The sequence below is a fragment of the Oceanobacillus iheyensis HTE831 genome, assembly GCF_000011245.1.
Taxonomy (GTDB): domain Bacteria; phylum Bacillota; class Bacilli; order Bacillales; family Amphibacillaceae; genus Oceanobacillus; species Oceanobacillus iheyensis.
In genome coordinates this window covers 1885714-1898083 of sequence record NC_004193.1, presented here as the reverse complement: position 1 = coordinate 1898083, position 12370 = coordinate 1885714, and the positions used below count along the sequence as shown (strand labels likewise).

The 12370-nt window shown below is 35.6% G+C and carries 12 protein-coding genes; 9 read left to right on the top strand and 3 right to left on the bottom strand.

Annotated features, from left to right (window positions below; translation table 11 throughout):
- Positions 1–16 precede the first annotated feature (16 nt).
- The 5 genes from OB_RS09595 (at position 17) to OB_RS09575 (ending at position 5024) form a co-directional block, all read left to right on the top strand.
- Positions 17–1003: a thiamine pyrophosphate-dependent dehydrogenase E1 component subunit alpha gene (locus tag OB_RS09595; protein ID WP_011066262.1), complete on the top strand. Its 987-nt coding sequence runs from the start codon at positions 17–19 to the stop codon at positions 1001–1003.
- Between the two features lie 15 nt (positions 1004–1018).
- The gene (locus OB_RS09590) at positions 1019–2002 is read left to right on the top strand and encodes an alpha-ketoacid dehydrogenase subunit beta (RefSeq protein WP_011066261.1); all 984 of its coding nucleotides are present in this window, start codon (positions 1019–1021) and stop codon (positions 2000–2002) included.
- A 14-nt stretch (positions 2003–2016) separates the two neighbouring features.
- Positions 2017–3300, top strand: a complete 1284-nt coding sequence (locus tag OB_RS09585; protein WP_011066260.1) for a dihydrolipoamide acetyltransferase family protein — start codon at positions 2017–2019, stop codon at positions 3298–3300.
- 91 nt (positions 3301–3391) lie between these two features.
- The gene (locus tag OB_RS09580; RefSeq protein ID WP_011066259.1) at positions 3392–3823 is read left to right on the top strand and encodes a BrxA/BrxB family bacilliredoxin; all 432 of its coding nucleotides are present in this window, start codon (positions 3392–3394) and stop codon (positions 3821–3823) included.
- A gap of 202 nt (positions 3824–4025) precedes the next feature.
- Positions 4026–5024, top strand: coding sequence for an aromatic acid exporter family protein (locus OB_RS09575; RefSeq protein WP_011066258.1), 999 nt, complete (start codon positions 4026–4028; stop codon positions 5022–5024).
- A gap of 21 nt (positions 5025–5045) precedes the next feature.
- Here the strand turns inward: OB_RS09575 and prli42 are convergent, their stop codons facing one another.
- A complete protein-coding gene (gene prli42 / locus OB_RS18320) occupies positions 5046–5180 on the bottom strand; it encodes a stressosome-associated protein Prli42 (protein WP_152023702.1) in 135 nt (44 codons plus the stop codon).
- Between the two features lie 356 nt (positions 5181–5536).
- Here prli42 and OB_RS09570 point away from each other — a divergent pair, with 356 nt between their 5' ends.
- The 4 genes from OB_RS09570 (at position 5537) to OB_RS09555 (ending at position 9935) form a co-directional block, all read left to right on the top strand.
- Positions 5537–5929, top strand: coding sequence for a VOC family protein (locus OB_RS09570; protein WP_011066257.1), 393 nt, complete (start codon positions 5537–5539; stop codon positions 5927–5929).
- Positions 5930–5944: 15 nt separating this feature from the next.
- Complete coding sequence (locus OB_RS09565; protein ID WP_173338134.1) at positions 5945–7435, top strand: acyl-CoA carboxylase subunit beta; 1491 nt, start codon at positions 5945–5947, stop codon at positions 7433–7435.
- Positions 7436–7480: 45 nt separating this feature from the next.
- Positions 7481–8605: a M20/M25/M40 family metallo-hydrolase gene (locus OB_RS09560; protein ID WP_011066255.1), complete on the top strand. Its 1125-nt coding sequence runs from the start codon at positions 7481–7483 to the stop codon at positions 8603–8605.
- Positions 8606–8675: 70 nt separating this feature from the next.
- Positions 8676–9935, top strand: coding sequence for a DNA polymerase IV (locus OB_RS09555; RefSeq protein ID WP_011066254.1), 1260 nt, complete (start codon positions 8676–8678; stop codon positions 9933–9935).
- A gap of 85 nt (positions 9936–10020) precedes the next feature.
- Here OB_RS09555 and OB_RS09550 read toward each other — a convergent pair whose 3' ends face one another.
- A complete protein-coding gene (locus OB_RS09550; protein ID WP_011066253.1) occupies positions 10021–11400 on the bottom strand; it encodes an aldehyde dehydrogenase in 1380 nt (459 codons plus the stop codon).
- 30 nt (positions 11401–11430) lie between these two features.
- A complete protein-coding gene (rnz, locus tag OB_RS09545) occupies positions 11431–12351 on the bottom strand; it encodes a ribonuclease Z (RefSeq protein ID WP_011066252.1) in 921 nt (306 codons plus the stop codon).
- Positions 12352–12370: the final 19 nt, after the last annotated feature.

Genomic DNA, 12370 nt, shown 5'->3' with positions numbered 1-12370 from the left:
TAAGGAGGGACAATCAATGACTGAGTCTCAACTAGGAATAAGTAATGATATTGCCTTAGGAATGTATGAAATGATGTTATTGGCAAGAAAATTAGATGAGAGAATGTGGCTATTAAATCGTGCCGGGAAAATTCCTTTTGTTATTTCCTGTCAAGGTCAAGAAGCTGCACAAGTCGGAGCTGCCTTTGCATTAAATCGTACTACGGATTATATTGCTCCTTATTATCGTGATTTAGGAGTTGTATTAGCTTTTGGTATGAGTGCACAAGATGTTATGTTATCTGCTTTTGCAAAAGCAGAAGATCCGAATTCTGGTGGAAGACAAATGCCTGGACACTTTGGACAAAAGAAAAATAGAATTTTAACTGGTTCTTCACCTGTAACAACCCAATTACCACATGCGGTTGGTGTTGCATTAGCGGCAAAAATGGACAAAGAACCTCTGGTATCTTTTGTGACCTTAGGAGAAGGATCATCAAATCAGGGTGATTTTCATGAAGGACTTAACTTTGCAGGGGTTCATAAACTTCCTGTAATTACAATGGTTGAAAATAACAAGTATGCTATTTCCGTACCTTATGACCGCCAAGTGGCAAGTGAAACTATTTCTGAAAGAGCGAACTCCTATGGAATGCCTGGAGTAACAGTGGACGGAAATGATCCGGTGGCTGTGTATCAAGCTGTTTCAGAAGCAAGAGACAGGGCTGTAAGAGGAGAAGGGCCAACATTAATTGAAGCAATTACGTATCGCCTGACAGCACATTCAAGTGATGATGATGATCGGGCATACCGTGAAAAAAATGAAGTTGAAGAAGCGAAGAAGAAAGATTCAATTATTACATTTGCGACAACTTTAAAAGAAGCTGGAGTACTTAAAGATGAAAAAGAACAAGAAATTATGTCTCGTATTGATGAACTTGTAAATGAAGCAACGGATTATGCGGAAAATGCTTCCTATGCAGAACCAGAAGATGCTTTGCGATATGTGTATGAGGAAGAATAGAGAGGAGGAAGAGTTATGCCAGTAATGTCTTATATTCAAGCAATTACTACTGCAATGAAAGAAGAAATGCGTAGAGACAAAGATGTATTTGTTTTAGGAGAAGATGTCGGAAAAAAAGGTGGGGTCTTTAAAGCTACAGATGGCTTATATGAAGAATTTGGCGAAGATCGGGTATTAGATACACCTTTAGCAGAATCTGCGATAGCGGGAGTCGCAATTGGTGCAGCTATGTATGGCAAGAGGCCAATTGCGGAAATGCAGTTTGCTGATTTTATTATGCCAGCTGTAAATCAGATTATTTCAGAAGCAGCTAAAATACGATATCGTTCAAATAATGATTGGAGTGCACCTTTAACGGTAAGAGCGCCATATGGTGGAGGTGTACATGGAGCATTATATCATTCGCAGTCTGTAGAAGCAGTTTTCGCTAATCAGCCTGGTCTAAAAATTGTTATGCCTTCAACTCCCTATGATGCTAAAGGACTGTTAAAAGCAGCTATTCGTGATAATGATCCGGTGCTATTTTTTGAGCATAAACGTGCTTATCGTTTGTTGAAAGAAGAAGTACCTGAAGACGATTATGTACTACCTATTGGAAAAGCAGACGTTAAACGCGAAGGCGAAGATATTACCGTTATTACGTATGGCTTATGTGTTCACTTTGCACTTCAAGCAGCTGAAAAGTTAGCTGAAGAAGGTATTGATGTGCATATTTTAGATCTAAGAACAGTGTATCCGTTAGACAAAGAGGCAATTCGTGAAGCTGCAAGCAAAACTGGTAAAGTACTTCTAATTACAGAGGATAATAAAGAAGGTAGCATTATTGGTGAAGTTGCAGCGATAATTTCAGAATCCTGTTTGTTTGATTTAGATGCACCAATTCAACGATTAGCTGGTCCAGATATACCTGCTATGCCTTATGCGCCAACAATGGAGAAGTACTTTATGGTTAATCCAGATAAAGTAGAAAAAGCAATGCGAGAACTCGCAGAATACTAATTGGAGGTATATAGATGTCAGTAGAAAAAATTAACATGCCTCAGTTAGGAGAAAGTGTTACAGAAGGTACGATAAACACTTGGCTCGTAGCGGTAGGTGATAAAGTAAATAAATATGATCCCATAGCTGAAGTGATGACGGATAAAGTGAATGCAGAAGTGCCTTCATCGTTTTCTGGTGTGATTAAGGAATTGATTGCCGAAGAAGGAGAAACCGTAGAAGTCGGTCAGTTAATGTGCTACATCGATACGGAAGAATCAAGTTCAGCAAGTAAACCGAAAAGTTCTGAAGATAGCACGAAAACGAACGATAACATAGAAAACGATACTAATTCGAAAGAAGACGTCAACAAATCAATGAAAAAAAGGTACTCACCAGCAGTACTTCGATTAGCTCAGGAAAATGATATTGATTTAACAATGATAGATGGTTCCGGTCGTGCTGGAAGGATTACAAGAAAAGATGTAGAGAAATTTATGAAAGAAGGTACAAAAAATGATCCTAAAGAAGAGCAAAAAGAACCTTCTCATCAAACAATACCTAAAGTGAATCAGAGCGGAACACCGTCTGTGCGTTCTAATTCTATTGCAAGTGAAAAGGGAGATAAAGAGATACCTGTAAAAGGGGTTCGAAAAGCGATTGCAGATAATATGGTTCGTTCAAAACAAGAAATACCTCATGCATGGATGCAAGTAGAAGTAGATGTAACCAACATGATGAAGTATCGTAATTCTATCAAGGACAAATTTAAGTCTGATGAAGGATATAGTTTGACGCCATTTGCTTTCTTTATAAAAGCTGTTTCCCAAGCTTTAAGAGAATATCCGGAGTTAAACAGTGCTTGGGCAGGAGATAAAATAATTCAGAAAAAAGATATTCATTTATCTATAGCTGTAGCAAAAGAAAATGAATTATTTGTACCAGTAATAAGGCATGCAGATGAAAAAACAATAAAAGCTGTTGCTCGTGATATATATGAACTTGCAAACAAAGCAAGAAATGGAAAATTATCATCTGAAGATATGCAAGGTGGAACATTTACGGTAAATAATACTGGCACGTTTGGATCGGTTTCTTCTATGGGAGTAATTAATCATCCACAAGCAGCCATATTACAAGTAGAATCGATTGTACGCAAACCAGTTATTATAGATGACATGTTTGCTGCAAGGGACATGGCTAATCTTTCTTTATCTTTAGATCACCGCATTTTAGATGGATTAGTATGTGGCAGATTCCTTGCGAGAGTCAAAGAAATTCTAGAAGGTATGAATGTAGATACGGTCTCACTTTATTAAGATATTGAATAAGAAATTAATAAATTGAAATTTTTGGGTGATGCTGATAAGCTAGACCTAAATACATTTCATATTAAAAGGATGGGTTATCATGGATTTCAACTTATTTATGCAGGATGTTGTAGATGCTGCACGTAAAGATATAACAGAAGCAGGGTATCAAGAATTAAAAACCGAGGAAGATGTTGACCAAGCGTTAAATCGTGAAGGTACTACTTTAGTGATGGTAAATTCTACTTGTGGCTGTGCAGGCGGTGTTGCTCGTCCAGCAGCAACTAACTCTATTCATTTTGATAAACGACCAGATCATTTAGTTACCGTTTTTGCTGGTCAAGACCGCGAAGCAACAGACAAAGCTCGAACTTATTTTGAAGGATTTCCACCTTCATCACCTTCATTTGCATTACTAAAAGATGGGAAAATCTTAACAATGATTGAAAGACATGATATTGAAGGATTTAGCGCTATGGAAGTTACTGAAAAACTTCAAACATTATTTGACCAACATTGTGAAGAAATATAAATGCTAAAAGAATAAAGGGATATTGAATTGCCTTTTATGCAGCTGTAAAATGTGAGTGACACGAACAATTCCACCACTCTCCCAAATTACCATGTGCAATGTTAACTGGATGAGATGCGGTGGGAGCGACTCACATTTTAGCTGTAAATATCTTTTAAGCACATAAGTCTGTAATTGAGAAATTTTGAGGGAGAAATGAAAGTTGAAAATTGGTTACCGTACGATAAAAACTGCAATAGGGACACCAGTTTCCATAACACTTGCACAATTTTTTGGTTTAACCAACTTTGTGTCAGCTGGAATATTAACCATTTTATGCATACAGCCATCTAGGAAAAGATCATTGATGAGCGCATGGCAACGCTTTCTTGCATGTGTACTAGCGATGATCTTTTCTTTTGTTTTTTTTGAGGTGATTGGGTATACACCGTTTTCCATTTTTATTATGATATTACTATTTATTCCAGTAACCGTATTTTTTAAAGTTACCCCGGGAGTAGCTTCCAGCTCTGTTGTTACTCTAAATTTGTATAGCTCATCATCAATTACTGGGCCATTGTTAGCTGATCAGTTACTGTTAATTACGATTGGAATAGGAACAGGTCTTTTATTAAACTTGTATATGCCGAGTCTTGATAAGATGTTGAAATCCAATCAAGAAAAATTGGAAGAAAATTTTAGCCGGATACTTTATGAGTATTCTTTATATATTCGGGATAAGGATTCTAGTTGGAAAGGTGAGGAAATCACCAATACGGAAGATATACTAGCAAAGGCGAATACCTTAGTTCAACGAGATAGAGAAAACCATTTATTACGAAGTGATCATACCTATTATGATTATTTTCAAATGAGGAAAAGACAGTTTGAATTATTAAAGAAGATGTTACCATTAGTTACACATCTCCCGAACACCGATTATATATCCAATCGTATTGCAGACTTCTTTGAAAAATTATCTACATCTGTACACCCAGGTAATACTGCCATACTGTTTTTAGAGGAATTAAGACAACTTAGAAGAGATTTTCATGAAGAGGACCTACCGACGAATCGAGAGGAATTTGAAACCAGATCAAACTTATTTCAATTACTTCATGAAATAGAAGAGTACCTCATAATCAAAAATAAATTTAAGAAAACGGATATTCCTCCGCGAAAATTACGTAAAGAAAAAAATCGAGAAAATAGCTGGTCATAATGACGGCTATTTTCTCGATTTTTAAATAATAAATGCTAATCCAGCTGTTATTGATGAGATTAACATAAGAAAAATCATAATATAAATAATAAATTTAGTTCTGCGCTCACGCTTTGAACGTTTTTTCTTCAATGATTGATTCCCATTAGAAGTCACAATGGCTCCTCCTTTAATTCACCGATATTCAAAGTTCTTTAATCTATATTCTATCGTGAAATACCATTTAGAACAAGCTACATTTATGTTTTTTGTATAAATTCAAGAATAAATACAAAAAAACTTTTATATCATGAAATACGTGCACCAATGTAAGTAGCAAAATAAGATCAAAATTTAACACCAACTTGGCATTATAGTTAATAAAAGGTTTGGAATCTAGCTCTCTGAGAACGCCGATGGCTATTACTAAAAACTTATTTTTTATCTAAAGTATAAAAATATGACTATGTTTGTATTGAAAATCTTATTTACTAATATAATGACTTCATCCATGGATAGGCAGGAGGGGTTTTATGCAATTTGATCATATAGGAATTGCCGTATATCAATTACGTCCCGCCATTTCTACATTTACGACGGACTTGGGGTTTCGCCTTGTGAGCGAAGAGGTTATTTCTGAAGAAGGAATTCGTATAGCAAAATTAATGAATGGAGATGTTTGTATTGAGTTAATGGAACCTATAAATGATCATTCCTCAATATCTAATTTTTTAAGTTCACGTGGTGAAGGTATTCATCATTTGGCGTTGAAAGTCGAAAACTATCTTACTTATGTACTATCCGTATCAAATAGTTCTTTAAAGACAATTATGCCTAATATAAGAGTTGGAGCCGATCAACGGCGAGTCACGTTCTTACACCCGCGTACTTTGCACGGTGTTTTAGTTGAAATTTGCGATTTGTAAAAGGAGGAAGCAGTCATAGATATCTATAAAAAATTAGAAGAACTTCAGCAAAGAAGAAAAATAGTATTTAGAGGGGGAGGAAGCGAGAAGCATGCGGAGCAACATCGTAAAGGAAAATTAACTGCAAGAGAAAGAATTGATACATTAGTAGATGAAGGTTCATTTATAGAGCTTTATCCATTTATGAAAAAGTCAGAAGATAGTAATGATCCACCAGGGGAAGGGGTAGTGGTAGGATATGCAACTATAAGTAAAAAACCAATATATGTGTTTGCTCATGATTTTACAGTGCGTGGAGGTTCATTAGGTGAATTGCAAGGAAAAAAAATAGCATCCATGATGGATCTAGCAGCAAAGACAAAGGTACCAATTGTTGGATTAAATGAATCGGCTGGTGCTCGTATTCAAGAAGGTGTCACTGCGTTAGATGGTTATGGACAAATATTTTATCGTAATGTTAAGTATTCTGGAGTGATACCACAAATATCTATTATTTTAGGTCCTAATGCCGGTGGAGCAGTATACTCTCCTGCACTCACTGATTTTATTATAATGGTGAAGGACATATCGCAAATGTATATTACTGGTCCTAAAGTTATTGAAGCGATTACGAAAGAAACAGTATCTGCAGAGGATTTAGGCGGAACATATATGCACGCTGTGGTGAATGGTAATTGTCATTTTCTAGCAACAAATGAACAAGAAGCTTTTCAAATCACAGCAAAACTTCTCACATTTATTAATACAACTACTATGTCAAATGAGTTAACTGCTAGAGATTATTGTAATAGTTTACATGAGCTGGTACCGAGTGAATCAGGTAAAACCTACGATGTTATACCAATTATAGAAACAATTGTTGATGACGGAAGTTTTTTAGAAGTACATAAATATTTTGCCAAAAATATTGTAGTTGGTTTTGCATCACTATTAGGTAAAACGATAGGTATTGTATCCAACCAACCGAAACATATGGCTGGAGGAATTGATTCCAATGCAAGTGATAAAGCAGCACGATTTATAAGATTCTGTGATTGTTTCAACATTCCAATTATAACGCTAGAGGATGTGACTGGATTTTATCCTGGAATACGTTATGAGAAAGAAGGAATAATACGTCATGGTGCGAAATTAGTTTATGCTTTTGCTGAAGCAACAGTACCTAAAATTACTGTAATACTACGTAAAGCTTATGGTGGTGCATTTGTGGCGATGAATAGTAAAGCTCTCGGAGCGGACCTGCTATATGCATGGCCAAGTGCAGAAATAGCAGTTATGGGTCCAGAAGGCGCTTCTAGTGTTTTTAAAACAGACAAAAAAGATAATGAAACACGAACTAATCTACCAAATAATTCAACAAGTCCATATTATGCTGCTGCAAAAGGGATGGTTGATGACATTATTGATCCAAGGGAAACAAGAATCAAATTAATACAATCTTTTATTATGCTAGAACAAAAAAATGAAACAGCTCCTATCCGGAAACATGGAAACATTCCACTGTAAAAAAAGATTATTTTGTAGTAGCCTATAATAGGGAGGTTTTCAATTATGCTAGTAAATGAACAACGATTAGTAGATGAATTTCTAGAATTAGTACAAGTAGATTCTGAAACAGGATTTGAAACAGAAATCGCTAAATTATTGGTAAAGAAATTTTCAGACCTTGGAGTGAAAGTTGAAGAGGACGATACGAAGGAGCAAACTGGTCATGGTGCAGGTAATTTAATTTGTACATGGGAAGGAAATGTAGAGGGAGCTGATTCCATTTATTTTACTTCTCATATGGACACAGTAGTTCCAGGTAAAGGAATTAAACCGCTAATTAAAGATGGTGTAATATCAACGGATGGCTCAACGATTCTAGGTGCTGATGATAAAGCTGGTTTAGCATCTATGCTAGAGATGATTCGTGTGGTAAATGAAAATAATATTCCACATGGACAGATCCAATTTATTATTACAGTAGGTGAAGAGTCTGGATTAGTTGGAGCAAAAGCACTGGACAGTGCAAAAGTGGATGCATCGTATGGCTACGCTCTAGACAGTAATGGCGAAGTAGGAGACATAATAGTAGCCGCTCCTACTCAAGCAAAGGTACACGCAATAATTAAAGGGAAAACAGCCCATGCTGGCCTAGAACCAGAAAAAGGTATATCAGCAATTACTTTAGCAGCAAAAGCTATATCAAATATGCCATTGGGTCGAATTGATGATGAAACAACAGCAAATATCGGTCGATTCGAAGGTGGAAAGCAAACAAATATCGTAGTGGATCATGTAGAGATATTAGCAGAAGCTCGTTCGTTAGTGCCGGAGAAAATGGAAGCACAAGTCGAAAAAATGAAAAAAGCCTTTGAAGAAACAGCCAAAAGCTATGGTGGATCTGCTGAAGTAACCACTGTAGTTGCATATCCTGGATTTAACCATAAAGAAGGAGAGCAAGTTGTTGAAGTTGCTCGTAAAGCAGCAAAAGCAATAGGTCGCGACAGCAAATTAGAAAAAAGTGGCGGCGGTAGTGATGCGAATATTATCGCAGGATTTGGAATTCCTACAGTTAATTTAGCTGTGGGTTATGAACAAATTCATACTACAGATGAACACATTAAAGTAGAAGATTTAGTGAAAGTTACCCAATTAATTACAGAAATTGTTAAGGAAGCTTCAAATCAGTAAAATGAAGTGGAGGATTTTGGCACCCTATTCGTAGTGAAAGGGTGCTTTTCCTCATAAAGGAAGGTTATTTATGCAACCATCTAAAGTAAACAAACATCGTATTATCTTTCATATTGATATGAATTGTTTTTATGCTTCTGTAGAAATGGCGCATAATCCATCATTAAAAGGAAAACCACTTGCTATTGCAGGAAACCCTGAAGAAAGAAAGGGAATTATTGTAACGAGTAGTTATGAAGCGAGAGGAAAAGGTGTAAAAACTACGATGCCGATATGGCAAGCGAAAAAGCTTTGCCCAGATTTGATCCTTATGCGTCCAAATTTTGACCGTTATCGAGCAGCATCACGTGAAATTTTTAAAATGCTAGCAGAGATTACGCCATATGTACAGCCGGTATCCATAGATGAAGGATATATGGATATTACTGATACGATTTATGCGAAAGACCCATTGGTTACAGCGAATCAATTACAACAGCGAATTTTGAGCGGACTTGATATTCCATGTAGTATTGGGATAGCACCAAATAAATTTCTTGCTAAAATGGCATCGGACATGAAGAAGCCGCTCGGTATAACAGTGCTTCGCAAGAGAGAAGTAGAGAAATTATTATGGCCAATGTCGGTGGAAGAGATGTACGGAATCGGAGAAAAAACAGCACAGAAGTTAAATAGTATAGAAATTAAAACAATTGGAGATCTCGCTAAAAAGAATGTATATGAATTAAAACAACTGTTAGGTGTAAACGGAGAACGATTGCAAAACCGTGCCAATGGAATAGATAATCGTTTAGTAGATCCTGAAGCCGTTCACGACTTTAAAAGCATTGGCAGTTCCCAAACTTTGCCACACGACTCTACAGATGTGACAGAATTAATGCAGTTAATCCATGAACTAGTAGACAATGTAGAGCGTCGAGTGAAACGGAAAGAAGCTGCCGGTAAAACGGTACAAATAACAATTCGATATCATGATAGAAAGACGATTACGAGGAGTAAAAAGTTATATAACTATATTGATAATCACAGAGAGATATTATTTGTGGCAAAAGAGCTTTTTGAACAACATTGGAATGAAGCGCCTGTCCGTTTATTAGGTGTTTCATTACAGGATATGGAAACAAAAAGAAATATAGGAGAACAGTTAGATTTATTCACTTACGAAGCAATTGAGAAGAAAGAAAAGCTTAAAGTAACAGTTGATAAATTAACAAAAAAATATGGTTCGAATATTATTACTTCACAAAAAAATAAAAATGAGAGTCAAGAAAATCAGCAACCACGTACAAGTTTTCAAAAAGATTTTCTAGATGATTATAAAAAGCCATAAATCCAATTCTATATGAAGAATGGAAATATGGCTTTTTAGTATGGTAGTAAGTAATGCTTACCTATATGAACGTATTTGATTCATGTTATGTTAAAAACTTTTTGACAATATTCGAAGTTATTTTACCGCCAGGATATCGAAATGGAATATCAAATTTGGTTGTCTGTTTCATGATGCTCTTTTGATGTGAAAAAGTATCAAAGCTCGCTTTTCCATGATAATTACCCATACCGCTAGTACCTACTCCTCCGAAGGGGAGATGAGGGTTAGCCAGGTGATAGATGGTATCGTTAATGGCTCCGCCACCAAAAGAGACATATTCCATAACTTGTTGTTGCATTTTTTCATTTTCTCCAAAGTAATATAGCGCTAAAGGCTTTTCTCTTAGTTTAATTTGATATAATGCATCTTCTATATTTGTATAAGTTAATACAGGAAGGATGGGGCCAAAAATTTCTTCTTGCATAATTGCTTCATCCCATGTGATTTTATCTAATATAGTCGGCTCTATGGATAATGTATCTCGATTATATTCTCCACCATGAACGATCGTACCGTTTGAAAGAAAATTAGTTAATCGATCAAAATGACCTTCATGAATAATCCTCGTGTATGCATCATTTTGAAGGGGATCTTTCCCATACATGGATTTAATGTATTTTTTCATCGCTTTTAATAGCTTAAATTTAGCTTTTTCATGTACAAGTATATAGTCAGGAGCTACACATGTTTGACCCGCGTTTGTATATTTTCCCCATACAATCCGTTTGGCAGCAACTTGTATGTTTGCATCTTCGTCAACTATAGCAGGACTTTTACCTCCTAATTCAAGAGTTACTGGTGTCAGAAATTCACTCGCTGCACGCATTACAATCTTCCCGATTGCTGCACCCCCAGTGAAAAATATATGATCAAATCGTTGTTTTAATAATGCTTCTGTTTCTACTTTAGCTCCTTGAACCACCGTTACGAATGAACTATCGAATGTATTTTGAATCATTTCAGCTACTAATTCTGAAGTATGAGGAGCATGCTCAGACGGCTTTATGATTACGGTATTGCCAGCTGCTATAGCACCGATAACTGGTGCTAAAGATAGCTGTAATGGATAATTCCAAGGAGCTATAACGAGGATAACTCCTAAAGGTTCTTTCATAATATAACTTTTTGATCCCTTATGAGTAATCGGGTTAGTGACTTTATCTGGTTGCATCCATTGACGTAGGTTTTTTAACATACTGTCAATCTCTGAATATAGAATAGCTAATTCTGAGGTAATTACTTCATGTTTCGATTTATTTAAATCATGTTTTAACGCTTGAAAAATATGACTTTCATATTCCTTAAGCATAACTTTCATTTTTTCCAATTGTTGTTTCCGAAAAGAGTAATCAACCGTATTGCCATGATTAAAATAGGCTCGTTGATTTTCGACTATTGATTGATACCTTTCTAATAATTCCATTACGTTTGTCTCTCCTCTTTCTATAAAAATCTAAATTTCATAAACACTAAAATCATTTGCTAACCAAGTACTAGGAAAAATTTTTCTTGCTTCTTCAATGATGGAATCTATATCCTCTGCTTGGTAACGAGAAGATACATGAGTTAAATATAATTTATTTATGTTTGCTTCTTTGGCTAATTTAGCCGCTTGTACATTAGTCGAATGATTATATTCAAATGCTAATAATTCTTTATCTTGCGTAAATGTTGATTCATGTACAAGTATATCACTGAACTTGATAAATGGAATATGGTCAATTGAATAACGGGTATCCCCTAGAATTGATATCACTTTTCCTTTTTTTGCTGGTCCAAGTACATCATTCCGATAAATAATAGACCCATTATCTAATGTAGTGATTTCATTTTCTTTTATTTGCTGATAAATTGGACCAGGCGCAATGCCAATTTGCTTTAATTTATCTACTAAAAGTTCTCCTGGTTTATCCTTTTCTTTTATCCGATATCCATAACTATCAATACCATGCTGCAATTTTTTTGTTTCAACCATCATTTCATTTGTCTCAAATAAATTCCCGTCTTCTGTTATTTCTTTGATGGTTATTGGATATGTAAGATTTGTTTGGCTTAAGCGTAACGTGGATTCTACAAATTCTTTAATTCCTATAGGACCATAAATACAAAGTGGTTGATTTTCACCTGACTGAAAGGAACGACTACTTAAGAATCCAGGTAATCCATAAATATGATCTCCGTGCAGGTGTGTAATAAATATCTTCGTAATTTTTCTTGGTTTTAAGTTGGTATGTAATATTTGATGTTGTGTAGCTTCTCCACAATCAAATAACCAAACTTCATTAATTTCTTGAGTCATATTTAAAGCAACAGCAGAAACGTTTCTAGTTTTTGATGGAAGTCCTGCACCAGTTCCAAGGAAGACGAGCTCCATATTTTCACCAACTTTCTAT

Bases quoted from the DNA above. Each gene is read 5' to 3' on its own strand.
- OB_RS09555 (WP_011066254.1), top strand. From the start codon at position 8,676: ATGCAACCATCTAAAGTAAACAAACATCGTATTATCTTTCATATTGAT.
- OB_RS09550 (WP_011066253.1), bottom strand. From the start codon at position 11,400: ATGGAATTATTAGAAAGGTATCAATCAATAGTCGAAAATCAACGAGCC.
- OB_RS09595 (WP_011066262.1), top strand. From the start codon at position 17: ATGACTGAGTCTCAACTAGGAATAAGTAATGATATTGCCTTAGGAATG.
- rnz (WP_011066252.1), bottom strand. From the start codon at position 12,351: ATGGAGCTCGTCTTCCTTGGAACTGGTGCAGGACTTCCATCAAAAACT.
- OB_RS09560 (WP_011066255.1), top strand. From the start codon at position 7,481: ATGCTAGTAAATGAACAACGATTAGTAGATGAATTTCTAGAATTAGTA.
- OB_RS09570 (WP_011066257.1), top strand. From the start codon at position 5,537: ATGCAATTTGATCATATAGGAATTGCCGTATATCAATTACGTCCCGCC.
- OB_RS09580 (WP_011066259.1), top strand. From the start codon at position 3,392: ATGGATTTCAACTTATTTATGCAGGATGTTGTAGATGCTGCACGTAAA.
- OB_RS09590 (WP_011066261.1), top strand. From the start codon at position 1,019: ATGCCAGTAATGTCTTATATTCAAGCAATTACTACTGCAATGAAAGAA.
- OB_RS09585 (WP_011066260.1), top strand. From the start codon at position 2,017: ATGTCAGTAGAAAAAATTAACATGCCTCAGTTAGGAGAAAGTGTTACA.